19 protein-coding genes, 1 other RNA gene and 1 other annotated feature are annotated in these 21,333 nt (G+C 36.3%); of the genes, 13 read left to right on the forward strand and 7 right to left on the reverse strand.

Annotation, left to right across the window (positions count from 1 at the left end; translation table 11 throughout):
• Positions 1–97: 97 nt before the first annotated feature.
• From IV87_RS09760 to IV87_RS09780, 5 genes are all read left to right on the forward strand, one after another.
• A complete protein-coding gene (locus tag IV87_RS09760) occupies positions 98–1,069 on the forward strand; it encodes a DUF2785 domain-containing protein (protein ID WP_057807785.1) in 972 nt (323 codons plus the stop codon).
• 8 nt (positions 1,070–1,077) lie between these two features.
• A complete protein-coding gene (locus IV87_RS09765) occupies positions 1,078–2,121 on the forward strand; it encodes a zinc-binding alcohol dehydrogenase family protein (RefSeq protein ID WP_371862120.1) in 1,044 nt (347 codons plus the stop codon).
• A gap of 83 nt (positions 2,122–2,204) precedes the next feature.
• A complete protein-coding gene (locus IV87_RS09770) occupies positions 2,205–3,317 on the forward strand; it encodes a D-alanine--D-alanine ligase family protein (protein WP_057807789.1) in 1,113 nt (370 codons plus the stop codon).
• A gap of 216 nt (positions 3,318–3,533) precedes the next feature.
• Positions 3,534–5,300 carry a glycerophosphodiester phosphodiesterase gene (locus IV87_RS09775; protein ID WP_057807791.1) on the forward strand — a complete coding sequence of 589 codons (1,767 nt, stop codon included), beginning with the start codon at positions 3,534–3,536 and terminating at the stop codon, positions 5,298–5,300.
• A 37-nt stretch (positions 5,301–5,337) separates the two neighbouring features.
• Positions 5,338–5,892, forward strand: a complete 555-nt coding sequence (locus IV87_RS09780; RefSeq protein ID WP_057807793.1) for a DNA-3-methyladenine glycosylase I — start codon at positions 5,338–5,340, stop codon at positions 5,890–5,892.
• 164 nt (positions 5,893–6,056) lie between these two features.
• Here the strand turns inward: IV87_RS09780 and IV87_RS09785 are convergent, their stop codons facing one another.
• From IV87_RS09785 to IV87_RS09800, 5 genes are all read right to left on the reverse strand, one after another.
• The gene (locus IV87_RS09785; protein WP_057807796.1) at positions 6,057–6,527 is read right to left on the reverse strand and encodes a universal stress protein; all 471 of its coding nucleotides are present in this window, start codon (positions 6,525–6,527) and stop codon (positions 6,057–6,059) included.
• 112 nt (positions 6,528–6,639) lie between these two features.
• Positions 6,640–6,921: a hypothetical protein gene (locus IV87_RS09790; protein ID WP_057807798.1), complete on the reverse strand. Its 282-nt coding sequence runs from the start codon at positions 6,919–6,921 to the stop codon at positions 6,640–6,642.
• 97 nt (positions 6,922–7,018) lie between these two features.
• A non-coding RNA gene (gene ssrS, locus IV87_RS10960) (6S RNA) lies at positions 7,019–7,206 on the reverse strand.
• Positions 7,207–7,257: 51 nt separating this feature from the next.
• On the reverse strand, positions 7,258–8,532 hold the full coding sequence (locus tag IV87_RS09795; protein ID WP_057807800.1) for a replication-associated recombination protein A: 1,275 nt from the start codon (positions 8,530–8,532) through the stop codon (positions 7,258–7,260).
• 10 nt (positions 8,533–8,542) lie between these two features.
• A complete protein-coding gene (locus IV87_RS09800) occupies positions 8,543–9,004 on the reverse strand; it encodes a YueI family protein (protein WP_057807802.1) in 462 nt (153 codons plus the stop codon).
• A gap of 87 nt (positions 9,005–9,091) precedes the next feature.
• On the opposite strand from IV87_RS09800, the gene IV87_RS09805 reads away from it, so the two are divergent.
• Positions 9,092–9,685, forward strand: coding sequence for a DUF1054 family protein (locus IV87_RS09805; RefSeq protein WP_057807804.1), 594 nt, complete (start codon positions 9,092–9,094; stop codon positions 9,683–9,685).
• Positions 9,686–9,735: 50 nt separating this feature from the next.
• Here IV87_RS09805 and rpsD read toward each other — a convergent pair whose 3' ends face one another.
• Both rpsD and IV87_RS09815 read right to left on the reverse strand, forming a co-directional pair.
• Positions 9,736–10,344 (reverse strand): 30S ribosomal protein S4, encoded by a 609-nt coding sequence (gene rpsD, locus IV87_RS09810; RefSeq protein ID WP_057784710.1) that lies wholly within the window; start codon positions 10,342–10,344, stop codon positions 9,736–9,738.
• A 193-nt stretch (positions 10,345–10,537) separates the two neighbouring features.
• Entirely contained in the window at positions 10,538–11,008 is a 471-nt protein-coding gene (locus IV87_RS09815) for a GAF domain-containing protein (protein ID WP_057807806.1), read from the reverse strand.
• Positions 11,009–11,170: 162 nt separating this feature from the next.
• Here IV87_RS09815 and ezrA point away from each other — a divergent pair, with 162 nt between their 5' ends.
• The 7 genes from ezrA to radC all read left to right on the forward strand — a co-directional run bounded on the left by ezrA (position 11,171) and on the right by radC (position 21,099).
• Positions 11,171–12,880 (forward strand): septation ring formation regulator EzrA, encoded by a 1,710-nt coding sequence (gene ezrA, locus IV87_RS09820; protein WP_057807808.1) that lies wholly within the window; start codon positions 11,171–11,173, stop codon positions 12,878–12,880.
• A gap of 200 nt (positions 12,881–13,080) precedes the next feature.
• Entirely contained in the window at positions 13,081–14,226 is a 1,146-nt protein-coding gene (locus IV87_RS09825; RefSeq protein WP_057807810.1) for a cysteine desulfurase family protein, read from the forward strand.
• Between the two features lie 17 nt (positions 14,227–14,243).
• Entirely contained in the window at positions 14,244–15,461 is a 1,218-nt protein-coding gene (gene thiI / locus IV87_RS09830) for a tRNA uracil 4-sulfurtransferase ThiI (RefSeq protein WP_057807813.1), read from the forward strand.
• Positions 15,462–15,554: 93 nt separating this feature from the next.
• On the forward strand, positions 15,555–16,061 hold the full coding sequence (locus tag IV87_RS09835) for a peroxiredoxin (protein ID WP_057807815.1): 507 nt from the start codon (positions 15,555–15,557) through the stop codon (positions 16,059–16,061).
• A 25-nt stretch (positions 16,062–16,086) separates the two neighbouring features.
• Positions 16,087–16,290 (forward strand) — a binding site (T-box leader).
• A 41-nt stretch (positions 16,291–16,331) separates the two neighbouring features.
• Positions 16,332–18,995: a valine--tRNA ligase gene (locus IV87_RS09840; protein ID WP_057807817.1), complete on the forward strand. Its 2,664-nt coding sequence runs from the start codon at positions 16,332–16,334 to the stop codon at positions 18,993–18,995.
• Between the two features lie 71 nt (positions 18,996–19,066).
• Positions 19,067–20,386 carry a bifunctional folylpolyglutamate synthase/dihydrofolate synthase gene (locus IV87_RS09845; protein ID WP_057807819.1) on the forward strand — a complete coding sequence of 440 codons (1,320 nt, stop codon included), beginning with the start codon at positions 19,067–19,069 and terminating at the stop codon, positions 20,384–20,386.
• Between the two features lie 41 nt (positions 20,387–20,427).
• The gene (gene radC / locus IV87_RS11315) at positions 20,428–21,099 is read left to right on the forward strand and encodes a RadC family protein (protein ID WP_057807821.1); all 672 of its coding nucleotides are present in this window, start codon (positions 20,428–20,430) and stop codon (positions 21,097–21,099) included.
• Positions 21,100–21,333: the final 234 nt, after the last annotated feature.

The raw sequence follows: 21,333 nt of genomic DNA on the forward strand, positions 1-21,333 counted from the left end.
AAATTCGGACATTTTCAAAAATGATTGACACGGTTTATTGGCACGTTTGATTTGGAGACGTGTTAAAATTGAACTATTAATTAAGGAGAATAGTCTTATGAAAGAAGTCGAAGAGGTACGCAGCAAACTTCAAGAATTACGTGTTAAATTACAAAGTGGTCAAATCTATCAATCATTACTACCAGAGATTGACAAAATCATTGCTTCAATTACGGTGACGAAACCAACCGAAATTAATTTACCAGATGATAAAGATGGAATTCGTGAATTAATTCAGTCACTTCGCGATCAGTTAAATGATCATAAATTAGAAGAAATTTCTGATGATGATTTGTTGCACTTATTTCAACATATTGGTTCGACTGATTTATTGATTCGTGATAAGGGAGTTTATTTCTTGTTTAGCGATATTCTGCAACAACAGATTACGTCGAAAAAACAGCTGAAATTAGTTTTTGATCACTTAATTCAAGATCAGAGTTTGTTTGAACATATTACGGAACCACAAAATGATGGTATATTTAAACGTTCATTCAGTCTAATGTTTTTATCAACGTTGCTGTATATTGATCGTGCTGGTTCGCATTTTATTGATGACGAGAGCAAGAACACTTTGGTCGATCAGTTAGTCACGTATATTGCGATGGAAACTGATACGCGTGGATATGCGGGTAAAAAGGGTTGGGCACACGCTTATACGCATATTGGTAATGTGTTAGATGAGTTAGCAGTTGATGACAGTTTGGTCAGAGCCGACAAGATTCTTATGCTGGCAGTTTTATTGGCCCGTTACAAACGACTAACAACACCATTAATTTTTGGAGAACCGGAACGCTTAGGAAGCTATATTGCGGATTTAACAAATCAAAATAAATTATATAGTGACTTTTTACTTTTGGCGCTGAAAAATTGGCGGCATGAATTAGTTTCGATTCAAACCAAGGAAGACGAGCAGATGTGGACTCGCTTATATAATCGACAACGACTATTGCAAGCTTTGGTTTTAAATCCAGAAATGCCAAAAGAAATAAATGATTATTTGAATGAGGAAAATGATTTTAGATTTTAAAGGAGTAAATTTCGATGAGTGAACAAATAAATGCAATTGGTTTTTATAAAGGATTGGCAATTGAGGATCCTAATAGTTTAAGAAATTTGAAAATTGATCGTCCCAAAGCAAGCGGAAATGACCTTTTAGTAGAAGTTAAGGCAGTTTCTGTTAATCCGGTGGACACTAAGATGCGTCAGAGTCATCCAGAAACTAAGAATCCGACTGTTTTAGGTTTTGATGCTTACGGTGTTGTTGCTGAAGTGGGTGATCAAGTTACTAATTTTAAAACTGGCGATCATGTTTTTTATGCAGGTACAAATAATCGTGCTGGTAGTGATCAAGAATTTCAATTGGTAGATGCACGAATTGTTGCTCATGCACCCAATAAAATTAGTCTTGAGGAAGCGGCAGCCATGCCCTTGACTAGTTTAACTGCTTGGGAAACACTTTTTGACCGGATGCCACTAATTCCTAAAGAAAATGCCAATTCAGGTAAGGAAGTTCTAATTATTAACGGAGCCGGAGGAGTAGGATCAATTGCGATACAGTTAGCCAAATGGGCTGGATTAAAAGTGATTACGACGGCTTCAAGACCAGAAACAATTGAGTGGGTTAAAAAAATGGGGGCTGATGTTGTTTTAGATTATCATCAGTCACTTTCTGATCAATTGAAAGCAGTTGGGATTGAAACGGTAAAGTACGCAGCAATTTTTCAATCAACTGATGCTTATTTGCCAATTTTGGCTAAAATTGTGGCCCCAGAAGGGTTTATTACTTCCATTGTGGAAAATGCACACCCACTACCAATGGGATTGTTAAAGGCAAAAAGTATTACTTTTGCTTGGGAATTTATGTTTACCAAGAGCATCTTTCACACTGATGACATGGCGACTCAAGGTCAAATCTTAGCAAAGATTGCTGAATTGTTGGATAACAAGCAATTACGTTCAACATTAACATTAACTTTAACAGGAATTAATGCAGACAGTTTACGTCGAGCACATGAACAAGTAGAAAGTAACAAAATGATCGGCAAAGTTGTCGTGACTGGCAATTTTAATGCCAAATAATTTATTTATTAAATTTTTTTCTCTATAGATTCATGGTATACTTTAGGTTCAATACAAAATCTAAGTGATGGGATGAGATTTTAATGAGTACGGAAAAAAAGATTCATGTTGGCCTGCTGTTTGGTGGTAATTCATCAGAGCACGATGTTTCGAAACGATCTGCGCATAATATTTATGATGCGATGGATAAAGATCGTTATGAAATCAGTTTGTTCATGTTTACCAAAGATGGCTATTTGTTGAGTGATGCTTCATCAAGAAGAATTTTTGATGGTGAACCAGAAGACAAAGTTGTGGCAGACGCACTGAAATCAGTTGATGAAGGCAATCCTTTGGCACCAATTCTCAACTTAAGCGAACAACGGGACATTGATGTTTATTTCCCAATTATTCATGGTAATTTAGGGGAAGATGGTACCGTTCAAGGATTACTTCGTTTACTAAAAAAACCATATGTTGGTAGTGGCATTCTTGCCTCAGCGGTTTCTTTTGATAAGGATACGACCAAACAACTGTTGACCCATAATGGAATCCGAAACACCAAGTATGTAGTGGTAACACCAGAAAACCGCAATGAATATACCTATGATGTTTGTCGCGATTTACTGGGAGAATTAATGTTCTTAAAGCCGGCTAACCAAGGCTCTTCAGTTGGAATTCATAAGGCAACTAATGCTGAAGAATTTGAGGCAGGTTTAAATGATGCCTTTAGATATGATTTTAAAGTGTTGGTAGAACAATCGATTGAACAACCCGAAGAAGTAGAAGTGTCTATTTTAGGTAATCGTAATCCAAAAGCATCTAAAGTTGGCCGTATCATTGTGCCAAAGTCAGACACATTTTATGACTATAACAACAAGTTTGTAGACGCTAGTGGAGTTCAATTTGAATTACCAGCTAGTATCTCAACCACTTTAGCAAGTGAAGTACAGCAAATGGCGTTAGATGCGTTTCGAGTACTTGGTTGTTGCGGTCTAGCAAGGATTGACTTTTTGGTAGATCATGACGAGGTGCCTTATTTAAGCGAAATTAATACATTACCAGGATTTACTAACATCAGTTTGTATCCACAGTTGTGGGAAATCTCTGGAATCAGTTATGAAAAATTAATTGACAACTTGATTGATTTGGCATTTGAAGAGTTTGATCGACGTTCTAAGATTCATTACGATTTCACACCACTTGATGCTGAATAGTGTGATCGATTTTACATCGTTTTTAAAATAGAGTTCAATGAATAAGCTCCAAAAGAGATTGGAATTTTTCCGATCTCTTTTTTGTTAGATAGTTGTGATTAACCAGTCGAAAAAATTATAATTTGTTCGTCATTTTGGTAAGCTTTAGTTAATCTGAAAGGAATGGTGTAAGATTGAAGGGTAGATTATTTTAACGATATTGGAGGATAAAATGTTATGAAACGTTTCTTCTTTCGAGAATTTTATCAGTTAAGGCGTTTAATTGATTACATGATTCTTTCAGATGAAGATTTATATTATACTAGTTTAACGCTCTTAATAGGTGTAGTGACTAGTATTCTAATTGAACACGCGCTTTTCTTATCTGAAAGTCCATTTTTAATTCCGTTAAAAATTATATTTGCAATTGTTATCATTTGGGGAATGTTTGTTGGGTTAATGGCTGCATCGTTAATGGCCAGTGGATTTCAGCAACAGCGAACCGTAAACTTTGATCACTTGAAAAATTTACTTCAACAATTATTTGAAAAAAATTGGGTTGTAAGCATTGGCTATTTTCTTTTCTATGCATTTATTACGATTCCGCTTGGCGGATTTGGATTCTCGACAGTTATTTTGGCTCATATTCCCACAAATGTACCCATTCAAAATTTTGTTTTTGCTAATCGGTGGACTGTGGTACCAATTTTTACTGTGATTTATTTGATTTTGTGTTACATTGCGCTGCGACTCCTTTTGGCAATTCCGGCCATGGTGAGTTATCGCTGTTCACTACTAGATGGAATTAAAATGAGCTGGAGATTAACCAAACACAAAGCAGGTAAGATGCTTTTTAAAATTTTGCTTATTGCTGTGCGGGTAACAATTCCCTTTGCAATTGTCGGAAGTCTGATATTATTAGTGCTTTTCAAATTGAATGCACTATTACAATCAAACTTGGGTTCAACTATTTTAATGGTTTTAGCAATCTCGTTTATTGAATTTTTGTTTATTGGTTGGTTTTTAGTGTTTATGACGGGATTCTTAGTTCGGTTAAGTTACTGGACTTCGGCGGTTAAACTGCCCATGGCAAAATTACCTGTTTTTGAAAAACGCACTGTTCACTATCATGCCTGGGATTTAAAACAAATTAAGCGAATTGGCTTAACCCTACTAGGGCTTTTATTATTAGTTACGCCAACATATGCTTATTTTTCAGTTCAAATGAATTCTAAACATTCCACTTCTGTTTTAACTATTGCACATCGTGGTGTGAGTGACAGAAATGGTGTGCAGAATACAATTATGTCATTGAAAAAAACTGCCAAATTAAATCCTGACTATGTTGAAATGGATATAAGAGAAACTAAAGATCATCAGTTTGTGGTGATGCATGATAGCAATTTAATGCATTTAGCTGGCAAAAATGTAGCCGTTTGTGATCTCACTTTAAAGCAATTAACTCAAATTACCATCCGAGAAAATGGCTATCAAACTAAAATCAGCAGTTTTTCTAATTATTTAAAAACAGCGCACCAGATTAAACAACCTTTAATTGTTGAGATCAAAACTAGCAAAAATGATACGGCTGATTTGATTAATCTTTTTAATAAAAAATATGGTCAAAGTTTGGAAAAGCATCATGATATGGTTCATTCGTTAAATGCGACGTTTATGACTAAGCTGAAAAAATTACGTCCGGGATTAACAAACGGCATTATTACCCCGTTTAATATTGCGCGTATTCCTAAAAACGCGACTAATTTTTACTCCCTCGAATTTCATACATTAAATCGCCAGTTTATTCAACAAGCCCAAGCGCAGCATAAAAAAGTATATGCCTGGCCAGTGGATGGAACGGCACCAATGAAACGCATGCTAGCTTTACGAGTTGATGGTATGATTACGAATCATTTGCAAAGACTGCAGACGGTGATTCAACAGCAAAATAAGACTAACCTTAGTCAATATGAAATTATTAATAATTTGATTGAACTTTGGTAAAACTGCGAATTTTATTCTTGTCAAAGGAGATGAGAATATGAATCGTTGTTCATGGGGAATCAAAAACGAATTATTAAAACAGTATCATGATAACGAATGGGGAGTTCCAGTGTGGGACTCGCAAAAATTATTTGAAAGTTTTGCACTGGAAATTTTCCAAGCGGGTTTAAATTGGGTGACGGTATTAAATCGAAGAGAAGCATTTAGAGCGGTTTTCTCACAATTTGATCCGAACGTGTTAAGTCGCTATACGAATTATGATGTGGAACGAATTGTGCAAAACACAGAAATTATTCGTAATGAACGAAAAATTAGGGCGGTTATTCATAATGCAAAAGTAGTTGCCAAATTGCCGATGAGTTTTTCAGACTATATGTGGCAATTTGTGGATTTTGAACCAATTAGAAGTCCACAGGTAATTTTTGATGATTTTAAATCAAGAGAATGTTTAACAAAACGAATTACTAGACAAATGAAAAAGGACGGTTTTGTATTCATTGGATCTAAACTTATCAATGCTTTTTTGCAGGCAGCGGGTTTTGTAAATGACCATGCAATAACTTGTTTTCGGTACCATGAGTTAGCCATTTAAGAGTCACAAATGTGTTAATATTTGTATTTTAAGGATAATATAAGATAAAAGGGTATGAGGTAAGTGACCTTATTTTTTCCATTGTTAAGTTCACAAATAAAAAAGCAAGAGATTGAGAAAAAATATTCTCAATTTCTTGTTTTTTTGAAATAAATGAATAGAATTTATTTAATCTTAACTGGTTGATTTGCAAGGTCAGTACGAACGACTAGAACATCACAAATTGCAGTTCTAGTGACATATTCGGTTACTGAACCAATTAGGAGACGTTCAACGGCATTCAATCCAGTTGCACCAATCATAATGAGATCAGTATGCAATTGCTTTGGCATGTCATTTGCGATCACAACTTTTGGTGCGCCGTATTCAATTGAATAATCAACGTTATCTAATCCCTTGTTCTTAGCCTCAGCCACATATTTATCAAGCGTTACCTTTGCGGTTTCTGTAACTTGCTCGACCATTGCAGTGTCAAAGCTTGAGATGTTTTGAAATGCACGGGTGTCAACAACGTGTACCAAATGTAATTCGGAACCTTCATTTCTTCTGGCAACCGCGACGGCTTTTTGAAAAGCTAGTTCTGCTTCTTTAGATCCATCGACAGGAACCAAAATATGTTTATATTGCTGTGTCATATAAATCACCTCTCCAACTTTATAACTCTATTTTACGTTAAATTGAGTAAAATAAAAAGAAAAATAGCGTTTTCTTTTTTGTAGGAAAAGTTTTTAGGAACGATTGAAAGGTTTAAGGTAAGAAATGGGCGAGACCAAGTAAAATTGCAGTGGTTGACAAACAGCCTAATAATAAAATCAGACCAATAAGAATCAGAACATGTGTCCAAGCCACTACAAACGCAATGATTGCCATTAAAATCAAAGCAAGTCCACCGATCCGTAGGAGTTCCTGAAGAGGAAGGTTATCGATAGGATTAAATAGTAAAAATGGTCGTTGTTGGTGGCGATATAAAAAAGTTCCAATAATGCCAAGTATAATAGCGAAAAGAATCATAAGTGCTGAAACTAGCATACGCTTTCCTCCTCATAGTTTAAATTTAAGGTGCGTTAATTTATCAAAAAAAGGGATTAGCACATAATGTCCTAATCCCAACAAAGCATAATGCTTTGGAAACACTTTGTGGTGCCGTTAATCGTTTCTCAGTGAAAGCCCGCAAGTATATTAGCGGTGGGACCAATTGATTTGGCTTTAAGTTTCCTAATTGAAGGCCTACATGCCACCAAACACCCTTAGTCCCTAAACAAATTATTTGAACGGCAGTACATAAATGAAACAACGCGTACACCAAAGAAATTTCACTCTTATCTTAGCATGGAACCGCTAAGAATTCAATTTCAAAACGTTTGATTATTTTCGTTGTGCGTGAAGAAGGCGTTGATATTGTTCTGCTAATGCAGCCTCAAACTTACCGTTTTCTTTTGGTTCATAATAGATTGCATTTTTAATCTTGTCTGGAAGATACTGTTGTTTAACCCAATCATTAGGATAATCATGTGCATATTTGTAATGAGTACCATGACCAAGTTTCTCAGCGCCCTTGTAGTGAGCATCTTTTAAATCAGCCGGAATATCACCATAGTTGCCAGACTTTACTTCGTTTAATGCAGCGTCCATGGCTGTGATTCCTGAGTTTGACTTTGGTGATAAACAAAGCTCAATTACAGCATCCGCTAACGGAATACGTGCCTCAGGAAAACCAAGTTTTTCGGCAGCTTGAATAGCAGAAACTGTTCTTGCACAAACAGGTGGATTAGCAAGACCAACGTCTTCATAGGCAATGACCATTAAACGGCGTGCAATACTAGGCAAATCACCAGCTTCAACTAATCGGGCCATGTAATGAAGTGCCGCATTAACATCGCTACCACGAATTGATTTTTGAAAAGCAGAAATCACATCATAATGGGCATCACCATTCTTATCTTGGGTGAGGGCTTTTTTCTGCAAACATTCTTCAATAGTATCTAAAGAAATATGAATTTCCTTATTTTTATCTGACTCTGTAGACATAACAGCAAGTTCAAGACCATTTAAAGCACTGCGAAGATCACCATTTGTGGAATGAGTCAAAAAATTCATGGCCGATTTCGATAGTTTGACGTTTAATAATCCTAATCCGTTTTTTGTGTCTGTTAGCGCTCGCTTGATTGCTTTTTGAATATCTTCTGGAGTCAATGGATGAACTTCAAAAATTTGTGTTCGACTACGGATAGCAGGATTGATTGAAATATAAGGATTTTCAGTGGTAGCACCAATTAAAATTATCCGACCATTTTCCAAATGGGGGAGTAAGAAATCCTGTTTGGTTTTATCCAAACGATGAATTTCGTCAAGTAATAAGATGACGGTACCACTCATTTTTGCTTCTTCAGCTACAATTTGAAGATCTTTCTTTGAATCAGTAGCTGCGTTTAGTTTGCGAAATGCATACTTCGTGGAACCTGCAATGGCACTGGCGATACTTGTTTTTCCGGTACCCGGCGGACCGTATAAAATCATCGAGGAAAGTAGTTTTGCCTTGACCATTCGAGCGATTATTTTTCCTGGACCAACTAAATGTTGTTGACCAACGACCTCTTCAATTTTTTGGGGACGCATTCGATATGCTAATGGTTGTTGCATAATAAAACTCCTAATTTCGAAAACTATTTTTAAGTCTATCTAACAGAGATGTTGAATGAGTTATTTCGGGACTCGATACTTCTGTTTCAAAATGAGCAACATCAATATCAGTCACATTAAGTGATTCTTTGGCAGCCAAGACAAGAGCCAAATCTTGATCCCTTGTAGTATAAATGCTGTCTGTTTTTATTGTGAATTTTAAAGAAATCTGACTTGCCGCTTTCATATAAGGTCCAATTAAAGACTGATCAATATTGCCATTAATGAGCAATTGGTAGTCAGAATGTTTCTTCATCTCGTTAACGAATGCTTTTTCAAAGCGTCGCGTTTTTATTTGTGCTATGGTCATTGACAAGGCAACTCGTTCACGAAAGGTCCCTAAATATTTTCGTTGCTCATCTGGATTAAGTTTTGGAGTGCCGTGCATGGCGTTTTGTAATCGAGAGTCTACGTTATTAGATTTATTATCCATTGCGCTCACAATCCTTTCTAGATAGTATAATCAGTATAGCATTTTAACTAAAAGCTATCTCGTTTAGCGCCTAAAAAGAGGGATTTTATGGAATTTAGAGACCAGTTATTTTCTGCTTTTGAAAAAACAGATGTTCAAGAAAGATTAAAACTAATTCGGTTACGCACGGATCCTTTTTTTGAAGAAGTGATTCAAGAAATTCTGCCTATTTTAAATAAAGATGATTTACGCTACCATTCGTTTATTGCCAAACATGCGCGTCGTCATTTGAATCCGCCACCAAACACCTGGGTAGCGTTTGGGAAAAATAATCGTGGTTACAAAATGGTACCGCACTATGAAATTGGCGTTTGGGATGATCGGTTATTTGTATGGCTAGCATTTGAAACGAATATAAAAGAACGTGAAGCGGTTATTGAATCTTTGCGAGTAAAACAAGGTGCTTTCCTGAATTCACATTTTCTTTTAAATTTATCGACTAATCATATGGCTAAACCGTTTGTTGATATAAATAAAGAGAATTATTCGCAAAGTGTTAAAAACTACCAAAGAAAAAAGCAAGCCGAGGTTTTAATTGGCCGTGTATTTTTAAAAAATAATCGTTACTTAGATAATAAAGAACAGACTTTAAGAATCGTCAAACAAACCATTTTAACTTTATCTCAAATTTGGGACAAATAAAAAACGCTTGGAATAGTTTCCAAACGTTTTTTTGAACAAACCATAAAAAATTAAAGTTTGTTGTAATATTCAACGATTAATGATTCGTCAATGTCAGCTTCTAATTCGTCACGTTCTGGGAGACGAGTTAATGAACCTTCTAACTTATCAGCATCAAATTGAACAAATTGAGGACGACCAACAACAGCTTCAACAGCTTCGCCAATAATCTTCAAATCTTTTGATTTTTCACGAACACTAACAACTTGGCCAACTTCAACTTCATAAGAAGGGATGTCGACACGTTTGCCATCCACAGTGATGTGACCATGATTGACAAGTTGACGTGCTTGACGACGGGTAGTTGCTAAACCTAAACGATAAACAACGTTATCTAAACGACGTTCGAGTAAGATCATGAAGTTAACACCATGTTTACCTTCATTAATTTTACCAGCGCGTTTGAATAAGTTTGAGAATTGACGTTCAGTCAAACCGTACATCATACGCAACTTTTGTTTTTCACGAAGTTGTTGACCATATTCTGAAATGTTACGACGGTTGTTTTGACCGTGATCACCAGGTGCATATGGGCGACGTGCTAATTCTTTACCAGTACCACTTAAAGAAATACCTAAGCGGCGAGAAATTTTCCAACTTGGACCTGTATAACGAGACATAAAGTAAATCCTCCAATATTTTTGTTGGAGTAAAATAATCCGATTGCGAGTTTAGTATTCGTGCAGACTGTTTTGCAATCTTCACCTTTGCAGCCGCAAGGTTACTAATTGAACCAATTAAAGGGCACCAGTCTGTTGACGAGCTTACCACTCGCCGCTGCATTATTTTACACAATGAACAGTTTACAACAAATTAAGCATTAATGTCAACGTGCTGTAGGAAGACAGCGGCAAAAGCTTCAAGTTCTTCCTGATTTTCTTCAGTAAAACGATCAAGTGATGGTGAATCAATGTCTAAAACACCAATTTTCTGATTGTCTTTAGTTAGAGGGACGACAATTTCCGAGTTGCTTGCGCTATCACAAGCAATGTGTCCGGCAAATTCATGTACGTTTGCAATGCGTTGAACTTTTTGAGCTTTAAAGGCCGTGCCACAAACGCCGGATCCGTTAGCAATATGCATACAAGCAACATTCCCTTGAAAAGGACCAAGTACCAGTTCATCTTTAGGTTGATCGTAAAGATAAAATCCTGCCCAATTAATGTCCTTATAACTGGATTTTAAAAGAGCAGAAGCATTCGCCATATTGGCAACTAAATTAGTTTCGCCGGTTAAAAGGGCGTCTAATTGTTGGTTCATGAGTGAGAGCGTTTTTTGTGTCATAAAAAATTCCTCCAAATTGGACTAGAAATATAAAAATCACATAGTGAAACTGTAAAATCCTATGCTATAATTTAACTTGGGTCTTATTTTATATTGAACAAAACAAGAAAGCAACAAAATTCATTTAAATGAATAATGACGTAGACAAAGGATGGGATTCTCATGTTGGATGTATTAATTGGTATAATCGTGGTAGCAATTCTTATATATGTAGGAATCGTGCTGTATCAGCGATATTTATTGAAGCAAATTACAGATCTTCAAAATAAGAAATCTGATTTGATGGATTTGCCCGTTGCGAGTGAACTTGATGAAGTTGGCAACCTAAATTTGGCGGGTTCTTCCTTAGAAGAATACCAAAATCTTCAAGATGATTACCGAAACGTCAAAAATAATAAGTTTCCTGAAATTGATGAGTTGGCTGAAAGCGGGCAACAAAATGTAAATGACATGAAAATTTTTGATGCTCGTTCTGACGTTTCTGGAATTAAGGATGCAATTCAGGTAATTCAATCAGAATCAGATCGAATTCAAGCTGCATTAGATCAGATTAAACAAGAAAATGAAGATCAACAAAATGAAGTTAAGGTGTTACGTCATAAATATCAAACTTTACGTAAAACGCTATTGGCCAAAAACATGACTTATGGTCCTAGCATTGATATGTTAAATGACAGTTTAGAACGCCTTGAAAATGCATTTGAGAATTTTGCTAAAACTGTTGAAAGTGGCGATCATAAGAAAGCGGAAAGCCAGTTACAGCAATTGCAAAGCAGTACTAAGGTATTAGAGGATCAATTGGAAGCCATTCCTGAACTCTATATTCAATTAAATGAAGATTTCCCTGGTCAGTTAGATGAAATTAAGAATGGTTATACGCAATTAATTAATCATAATTACGCCTTTGTGGACGATGAAATTCCAAATGATATTGAAGATATTTCTCAAAAAATCAAAGAAAACATTGATACATTGAGTAACTTGAGACTTGATGCTGTTAAGGGCAATAATGATACCATTGCCAGCCGAATTGATAACCTTTATGATTTGATGCAAACAGAAATTGATGCCCGAACTGAGGTTGATGGTGGATTTCAAACCATTGCGGAATATATTGAACATGCTGAAAAACAAAGTCATACTTTGTTGATTGAAATTGATCGTTTGGGACAAAGTTATGTTCTGAATGGCAACGAAGATGGTCAGGCACATGATTTAGAGACAAAACTCCAAGATATTCGTAATGAACATGATCAAGATGCTGAAGCTATTACTAATCAACCAGTGGTTTATTCTGAAATTTTGCAGAGAATGCATGATGAAAATGATCAACTTGATGAAATCGAATCTAAACAAACGGCTATTAATGAAAGTATTCAAAAGTTGATTGAAGAAGAGAAAGATTCACGGCGAACCCTTCATCAGTTTGATTTAGAGATTCACGAAATCAAGCGACACATTGAAAATCTGAATTTACCAGGAATTCCAGCTAGTTACATGGATTACTTTTTTGTAGTTAGTGATGAGATTGAAAAACTTTCTTCTAATATGAACCAAGTCAAAATTGATATGAAACAAATTGATCAACAACTAGGAATGATTGATAAGGATATGCAATCCTTAGCCAAGAAAACTACAGAATTAACGGATAACGCTGCGTTAAGTGAACAAATTATTCAGTATACAAATCGTTATCGTCACAGTAATGAAACGGTAGATAACGCAAGTAAACGAGCTCAAAAGTTATTTGATGAAGATCATGATTATGCACAAAGTTTAAGTGTAATTAGTCGAGCATTAGAGAGCGTTGAACCAGGAATGGTTGATCAGTTGACGGATAGCTATCAAAAGCAAAAGAACACTCAATATTAGGTTTTAAAAGTTGTTTCAAGTAAAACAATCTGAACTGAATAATTCGGTTCGGATTGTTTTTTCTTTCAAATAAATAGAATTCTTTGTTTTTGTTTCTATTTTTGAGTATCATAGATGAAGTTCGGTAATGGCTTGTTACCTGTTAATTCGGTTGTTATAATTAATAAAGAATTTTTTGAAGAAGTAGAGGAATATATATCATGATTTATTTTGACAACAGCGCCACAACCAAAGTGGCACCAGAAGTTTTACAAACGTACCAAACGGTCAGTGAAAAGATCTGGGGTAATCCATCTAGTTTGCATAATATGGGTGAAACCGCATTTAATCTATTGGAGCAATCACGAAAACAAATTGCCGACTTGCTAAATGTGAAACCGCATGAGATATTTTTTACCAGTGGTGGAACGGAAGGCGATAATTGGGTGGTTAAGGGAACGGCTATCGAAAAAAGAGCTTTTGGAAAGCACTTGATTACAACTGCCGTTGAACATCCAGCAATTACCAACAGTATGGAGCAATTACGGCAACTAGGTTACGACATTACCTATTTACCAGTGGATAAAGAGGGACGAATTTCAGTTAAGGATCTTGAAGCGGCTATTCGACCAGACACAATCTTAGTATCTATCATGGCAGTAAACAACGAAATTGGGACGTTACAGCCAATCAAGGAAGCTGCTGAAGTACTTAAAAAGTATCCAAAAATTCATTTTCATATTGATGCAGTACAGGGAATTGGTAAAGGTATTCAATCCGCAATTTTTAATGATCGAGTTGATTTTGTGACTTTTTCTGGCCATAAGTTTCATGCACCTCGAGGAATTGGCTTTATCTATGCTCGTGAAGGCCGACGAATTGCACCGCTGATGACCGGTGGCGGTCAAGAAAAGAATCAACGTAGTGGAACTGAAAATTTACCAGCAATTGCTGGGATGGCCAAGGCTTTACGCTTACTTTTACAAAATGAACCTGCAAATGTGAAACAGCAACAAACGGTTAAAGAAACGATTTTTGATCACGTAAGTAAGTTTAAAAATGTAACAATGTTTACTCAACGAAACGACGGATTTGTACCGCACATTCTTTGTTTTGCAATCAAGGGAGTTCGTGGTGAAACAGTTGTTCATGCCTTTGAACGTTACAATATCTTTATTTCAACGACCAGCGCTTGTTCTTCCAAGAAACAAGTAGAATCAAGTACTTTAGCTGCTATGAAAACACCGGATGACATTGCAACAAGCGCCATTCGAGTAAGTTTAGATGCTGATAATACAGTTGCAGAAGCCCAAGAATTTAATAAAGTGTTTGATAAACTTTATGCAGAATTTGCCAAATTAAATTAAGACAAGGAGTTACTTATATGCAGTACACAGAGATTATGGTGCGCTATGGTGAGCTTTCTACAAAAGGAAAGAACCAGCGTGATTTTGTTAATCGGTTAGGTGGAAATATCCGTAAAAGTCTTCATGCGTTTCCAAAACTTGAAGTTCATCCAAAAAGAGATCGAACCCATGTGACTTTAAATGGTGAAGATTCAAATGCCGTTATTGAACGATTAAAGCAGGTATTTGGTATACAAAACTTTTCGCCATCCCTCAAAGTTGATCGCACATTAGATGCTATTCATCAAGGGGTTTTGAAGATGATGACGGAACAATTAAAACCGGGAATGACGTTTAAGATTAATACGCGTCGTTCGGATCATCATTTTGAAATGGATACGAATGAACTTAACGAAGAGTTGGGTGGATTTGTCCTTGATAATTTTCCTAAGGCAGTTGTGAAAATGCGTAATCCAGACTTGATCCTTCGGGTTGAGGTCCGAAATAATGGTGTGTTTCTCTCAAGTGAAACGATTCAAGGTGCTGGCGGTTTACCAGTTGGTACCGCAGGAAAAGGAATGATGATGTTATCCGGTGGGATTGATTCACCAGTTGCTAGTTATCTTGGTATGAAACGTGGCGTTGATATGGAAATGGTTCACTTCTTTAGTCCGCCATACACGAGTGAGCAGGCGTTAGCAAAAGCTAAAGAATTAACATCAAGATTAGCTGCGTTTGGTGGTAGTCTCCAATTTATTCAGGTTCCCTTTACTAAAATTCAAGAAGAAATTAAGGAAAAGGTCCCTGAAGGTTACTTAATGACGGTCCAAAGGCGGATGATGTTAAGAATTGCGGTTGCCATTGCTAAGAAACGTGGCGGTAAAGCGATTTTTAATGGTGAATCGTTAGGTCAGGTTGCTTCTCAAACGATGGAGAGTATGGAAGCAATTAATGATGTGACTAACATGCCTATCTTACGACCAGTAATTTCTTTAGATAAAACCGAAATTATCAAACAGGCTGAGCAAATTGGCACTTATGATTTGTCAATTTTACCATTTGAAGACTGTTGTACAATTTTTGCACCACCATCTCCTAAAACTCGTCCTGACACAGAACGGGCACGTTATTATGAAAAACGAATTGATGTTGAAGGTTTAATGAAAGAAGCACTCGATGGTATTGAAATTTCCGAAATTAAACCTGATCAAAATTTCTTGAACAAAAATGAAGATGTTTTTGCAGAATTACTATAAATCATCGTTTTTTCATTGATTGTTAGCTTAGAATGGGTTATGTTTAGTTTAATCTTTTGATAGATAAGTTACTGAATTTGAGGAGTGATGAATGTGGATGTTTTAAATGGCGGAGAAAAAGTTTCCCTTGTTGGTAATCCTCCTGAAGTAGGAGAACAGTTACCAAAGTTCAAATTGTTTAATGCTGAGAACCAAAAAATTAAGACGAGAGATTTAATTGGAAAACCGACTTTAATTAGTACTGTTCCGGATTTAAATACACGAGTCTGCAAACTCGAAACTAAAAAGTTTAATCAGCAAGCAGATCATTATCCATCCGTTCGTTTTGTGACCGTTTCTAATAATACCATTACTGAACAAAAAGCTTGGTGTGCAGCCGAGGGTGTTGCTAATCTTGAGGTGCTTTCAGATGAAGAATTATCATTAGGGTATGAGATGAATCTTTATATTCCAAATGATGGTTTTTTGGCACGAACGATCTTTATTATCGATGCTGAAGGAAAGATTGTCTATCGTCAAATCGTACCAGAAATTCATGATGAACCTAACTATTTAGAGGCTCTTGATGTCATTAAAAAATATGCAACTGAAGTTGACTAATCTTTGATTGTTGGCTAAAATGCTTATACAGGCTTTGAACAAAAGGAAAACGTCTTAACAAAGAGAGAAAACAGATGCTGAAAGTTTTCATGAGATGTTTGGTAGTTTGTGAGCTGTTATTCCGAACCAATAGTAAGAATAACCGGAGATTTGTAATTCCGTTAAAAAAGAAGTAAGTGGGGCTAAACGCCCAAATTAGGTGGTACCGCGAAGCATATTCGTCCTTTTGAAGGATGCGTATGCTTTTTTTTGTATAGAAAGGAAAAATAGATGACAGAAAAAAAAGAAATGTCAACAAAATATGATCCCCGTGCAGTTGAACAGGGACGTTATCAGCAATGGTTAGATCAGGGCCTTTTTAAACCAAGTGGCGATAAAAAAGCCAAACCGTATTCAATCGTTATTCCACCGCCAAATGTAACTGGAAAATTACATTTAGGCCATGCTTGGGATACAACGCTTCAAGATATGTTAATTCGTCAAAAACGAATGCAAGGTTATGACACATTATGGTTACCTGGAATGGACCATGCTGGTATTGCAACTCAAGCAAAAGTTGAAGCTAAATTGCGTGAACAAGGGATTAGTCGCTATGATTTAGGCCGTGAGAAATTTGTTAAACAAGTTTGGGAATGGAAAGATGAGTATGCTGATGTCATTCACAAACAGTGGGCTAAACTTGGCTTATCATTGGATTATGCGAGAGAACGGTTTACGCTTGATGACGGACTTTCAAAAGCGGTTAAAAAAGTTTTTGTAACTTTATATAACAAAGGTTTAATTTATCGTGGAGAATACATTATTAATTGGGATCCACAAGCAAGAACGGCACTTTCAGATATTGAAGTTATTCATAAAGATGATAAAGGCGCTTTTTATCATGTAAAATATCCATTTGTAAATGCAGAAGATACATTTAATGGCAAACATTATATTGAAATTGCGACTACTCGACCAGAAACGATGATGGGAGATACAGCAGTTGCGGTCAATCCAAGTGATGAACGGTATAAGGAATTAGTAGGTAAAGAGGTTATTTTACCATTACAAGGCCGCCATATTCCGATCATTTCTGATCAGTATGTTGATCCTGATTTTGGAACTGGAATGGTAAAAATTACACCTGCTCATGATCCTAATGATTTCAATGTGGGTAATCGACATAATTTGGAACGAATCAATACCATGAATGAAGATGCCACTATGAATGAAAATGCCGGCAAATATGAAGGAATGGATCGGTTTGCAGCCCGCAAGGCAATGGTTAAAGATTTACAGGATCAAGATTATTTAATTTCGATTGATCCGATTGTGCATAGTGTTGGCCATTCAGAAAGAACCGGTGTTCAAGTAGAGGCGCGTTTATCTACCCAATGGTTTGTTAAGATGAAAGATCTTGCTCAATTAGCACTTGAAAATCAGAAATCCGATCAAAAGGTTAATTTTATTCCTGAACGGTTTGAACATACCTTTACACAATGGATGGAAAACGCGCATGACTGGGTAATTTCACGTCAACTTTGGTGGGGACATCAAATTCCTGCTTGGTACAACAAGCAAACAGGTGAGACATATGTTGGTGAAACAGCTCCGAAGGATATTGAAAATTGGGAACAAGATTCAGACGTTTTAGATACATGGTTCTCTAGTGCTTTATGGCCATTTTCAACAATGGGTTGGCCCGATGAAGATGCACCTGATTTTAAACGCTATTTTCCAACTAGCACTTTGGTAACTGGCTATGATATTATCTTTTTCTGGGTTTCACGAATGATTTTTCAAAGTCTTGAATTTACTGGCAAGCCACCCTTTAAAGATGTGTTATTGCATGGTTTAATTCGTGATGAGCAGGGCCGTAAAATGAGCAAGTCTTTGGGAAATGGTATTGATCCAATGGATGTTATCGATAAGTACGGTGCCGATGCATTACGGTGGTTCTTATCACAGGGATCAACTGCTGGTCAGGATATTCGCTTTAGTTATACTAAAATGGACGCTGCATGGAATTTTATTAATAAAATTTGGAATGCTAGTCGTTACGTAATTATGAATCTTGGCGAAATGACAGAACCCGTTTTACCAGACAAAAGTGAGTGGAACTTAACTGATAAATGGATTTTGAGTCGTTTAAATGAAACGGTTCACCAGGTCACACATTTCTTTGATACTTATGATTTTGGTGAGGCTGGTCGAGCACTTTATACCTTCATTTGGGATGATTTTTGTGATTGGTATATTGAAATGAGTAAGGAAATTTTGACTGGTAATGATGAACAGGCTAAAGCAAATACCCGCAATATTTTAGCCTATGTTTTGGATCAAACCTTACGTTTGCTTCAGCCAATTATGCCATTTGTTACTGAAGAGCTTTGGCAAGCGATGCCTCATGAAGGAACTTCGATTGTTACGGCTGCTTATCCTGTAGAGCACGAAAATTTGGCTGACAAACAAGCTGAAAATGAAATGACACACTTAATTGACTTAATTAAGGCCGTTCGTAATATTCGTGCGGATGCAAATGCACCAATGTCCAGTTCGGTAGACTTACTTATTAAAACAGATAATGCAGAATTAAAAGCATTGTTTGAAACTAATCAAGATTATATCGATCGTTTTTGTCATCCGGCTAAATTTGAAGTGGGAGCAAACATTGCAATACCTAAGTTAGCCATGTCAGCGGTAATAACTGATGCTGAAGTATACATTCCCTTAGCAGAACTAGTTGATCTTAAGGATGAAGCTAACCGACTTCAAAAAGAAGTTGATAAGTATACAAGTGAAGTTAATCGTTCAATTAAGAAATTAGGTAACGAACGGTTTGTGGCTAATGCCCCTGCGGCAGTTGTTGAAAGTGAACGACAAAAGCAAGCAGATTATGAAACTAAATTAACTGCAACAAAACAAAGACTTGAATCAATAAAAGATGCACAATAATTTTATGAGAAGGGACTAAATTAAACGATTCGTTTGTTTAGTCTTTTTTTCAATTTGAGGAGGATGAAATTTTGACGGAAGTTAAGACTTATGAAGAAGCCGTTGCTTTTATTCACGGACGAACTAAATTTAAAAAGATTCCAACATTAGCGCGCATGCGGAAATTTATGGCGGCACTTGATAATCCGCAAGATAAAATTAAAGCAATTCACATTGCTGGCACAAACGGTAAGGGATCAACACTGACGTTTTTGCGCAGTATGCTACAGGAAACTGGATATAAAGTCGGGACCTTCACGTCACCATTTTTAACCCGTTTTAACGAACGAATTAGTGTAGATGGTGAACCAATTTCGGATGCGGAAATTCTTAGACTGGTGCAAAAACTGTTACCGATAATTGATGAGTTGGATGAAACCTTGCCTGAAGGAGGACCAACCGAGTTTGAAATTATTACGGCGATGATGTTTAGTTATTTTGCTGAAGGGCATGCAGATGTTGTACTGGTCGAAGTTGGGATTGGTGGTCTTTACGATTCTACAAACGTCGTGTTACCAAGTGTTTCAGTGATTGTTAATATTGGCTTTGATCATATGAAACTATTAGGGAATACTTTGGCTGCGATTGCGAGCCAAAAAGCAGGAATCATTAAACAAAATGTGCCAACAGTTGTTGGTCAAGTTGATGATGAAGCCTTAGATGTTATTATTAAAACCGCCAAACAAAAGCAAAGTCATTATTTCTGTTTTGATTCTGCGTATCAGGTAAGTAATCGTCGTTATCAAGATTTATGGACGCAAAAGTTTGATTTTTCGACTGAAAACTTTCAATTTAAAGATTTAAGAATTTCCATGCTAGGTAATTATCAAATTAATAATGCTAGTACAGCACTTCAAGCTTATCTAGTCTTCTTGGATCTACAAAAAGTTCCGGTTATTGAAAAAAATGTCAAAAACGGATTGGCAAAAGCGTTTTGGGCAGGTCGCTTCGAAAAAGTAAGTGAACAACCGCTTGTGGTTTTGGATGGTGCTCACAATGAACCAGCTATGGAAGAAATTAGTGAATTACTGAAAACCCACTTTAAACAATTTGATATTTATATTGTGCTTGCGATATTGGAGGATAAACAATATCATAAAATGATTCAAACATTGGGAAAATTAACTAATGTGCATATTATTGCGACAACGTTTGCTGGTCCTGGAAAAAGACAGTCGGCCAACTTATCAGAGCTAACAACGAGTACTAAGACGGCTAATCCAATTCAAACTGAAGAAAATTGGCAATTGGCGATTGCTAAAGCAAGTCAATTGATGTCTAGTGAAGACTTACTTTTAATTACAGGGTCGTTGTACTTTATTTCAGATGTGCGTAAGTTGTTCGTGGAATAACTTAAGTCCTGCGTATGTTTTTCTTTAGAGGAGTGAATCTAATGAAAAACAAGACACCAGTTAAGCAAATCAAAACGGCACGCAGGCCATTTGACGAAATGGCACAATATACTAATGAGGAGTTATTGCAAATTTTTTTAAGTGAAGAACTTTCAAGTGCTAATCAGAAAAAAATGATTGAAAACTTTTGGCGGTTAGTTCCAGATATATCTTTATTTGCGTTATTATATAATTCTGAAAAAAGACAAATCTTTTCTGACTATCCGCATTTGAATCGGCAGTTTTTGGCGTGTTTAGAATTGGGAAGACGAGTAGAGTTGGCACCGCATAAAATTGTCGGTGAAATATTTGGCAGTCGCCAAATTGGGGAGCATTTAATTCATATTCAAAAAAGCTATCGTCAGGAAAGATTGACGCTACTTTGTTTAAATACAAAAAATAAAATTATTTTTCAAAAAATGATTTTTAAAGGTGGGTTAAATTCTGCTACTGTTCATCCACGAGAAATATTCTTTGAAGCACTGAGAGTCAGTGCCAATAAAATTATGGTGACTCATAATCATCCAAGTGGGGATGTAAGTCCTTCACAACAAGACATTCAATTTACTAAACGGTTGAAAGAGTGTGGTATTTTAATGGGTATTGAGCTGTTAGATCATATCATTACAGGAACTGAAGCTTATTATAGTTTTGCGGAACAACACCTAATTTAATTAACTAAAGGTTGGAAGTATCAAAATCACTTTAATAACTGCTGTTAAACGACTTAGGCTTCAAAAAATAGTTTAACTGCCGTCCTGCGGCTCACTTGGTATGGAACGGGGTGCGAGTTCTTGCGGCTGATTTTTGCCACAAGAATCGACATCGTATGAAACATTAAAGTTTTCGGAACGAAAACTAATCCTTATGTGTAACCGTGGGCACGATTTGAAGTCAAGAAGTACACT

This window comes from Pediococcus ethanolidurans, assembly GCF_001437405.1.
Classification (GTDB): domain Bacteria; phylum Bacillota; class Bacilli; order Lactobacillales; family Lactobacillaceae; genus Pediococcus; species Pediococcus ethanolidurans.

What these genes read in the sequence shown, in the direction of transcription:
- IV87_RS09840 (WP_057807817.1), top strand. Translation starts at nt 16,332, where the DNA reads ATGACAGAAAAAAAAGAAATGTCAACAAAATATGATCCCCGTGCAGTT.
- rpsD (WP_057784710.1), bottom strand. Translation starts at nt 10,344, where the DNA reads ATGTCTCGTTATACAGGTCCAAGTTGGAAAATTTCTCGCCGCTTAGGT.
- IV87_RS09825 (WP_057807810.1), top strand. Translation starts at nt 13,081, where the DNA reads ATGATTTATTTTGACAACAGCGCCACAACCAAAGTGGCACCAGAAGTT.
- IV87_RS09790 (WP_057807798.1), bottom strand. Translation starts at nt 6,921, where the DNA reads ATGCTAGTTTCAGCACTTATGATTCTTTTCGCTATTATACTTGGCATT.
- radC (WP_057807821.1), top strand. Translation starts at nt 20,428, where the DNA reads ATGAAAAACAAGACACCAGTTAAGCAAATCAAAACGGCACGCAGGCCA.
- IV87_RS09805 (WP_057807804.1), top strand. Translation starts at nt 9,092, where the DNA reads ATGGAATTTAGAGACCAGTTATTTTCTGCTTTTGAAAAAACAGATGTT.
- IV87_RS09780 (WP_057807793.1), top strand. Translation starts at nt 5,338, where the DNA reads ATGAATCGTTGTTCATGGGGAATCAAAAACGAATTATTAAAACAGTAT.
- thiI (WP_057807813.1), top strand. Translation starts at nt 14,244, where the DNA reads ATGCAGTACACAGAGATTATGGTGCGCTATGGTGAGCTTTCTACAAAA.
- IV87_RS09800 (WP_057807802.1), bottom strand. Translation starts at nt 9,004, where the DNA reads ATGGATAATAAATCTAATAACGTAGACTCTCGATTACAAAACGCCATG.
- IV87_RS09770 (WP_057807789.1), top strand. Translation starts at nt 2,205, where the DNA reads ATGAGTACGGAAAAAAAGATTCATGTTGGCCTGCTGTTTGGTGGTAAT.
- IV87_RS09775 (WP_057807791.1), top strand. Translation starts at nt 3,534, where the DNA reads ATGAAACGTTTCTTCTTTCGAGAATTTTATCAGTTAAGGCGTTTAATT.
- IV87_RS09785 (WP_057807796.1), bottom strand. Translation starts at nt 6,527, where the DNA reads ATGACACAGCAATATAAACATATTTTGGTTCCTGTCGATGGATCTAAA.
- IV87_RS09760 (WP_057807785.1), top strand. Translation starts at nt 98, where the DNA reads ATGAAAGAAGTCGAAGAGGTACGCAGCAAACTTCAAGAATTACGTGTT.
- IV87_RS09815 (WP_057807806.1), bottom strand. Translation starts at nt 11,008, where the DNA reads ATGACACAAAAAACGCTCTCACTCATGAACCAACAATTAGACGCCCTT.
- IV87_RS09795 (WP_057807800.1), bottom strand. Translation starts at nt 8,532, where the DNA reads ATGCAACAACCATTAGCATATCGAATGCGTCCCCAAAAAATTGAAGAG.
- ezrA (WP_057807808.1), top strand. Translation starts at nt 11,171, where the DNA reads ATGTTGGATGTATTAATTGGTATAATCGTGGTAGCAATTCTTATATAT.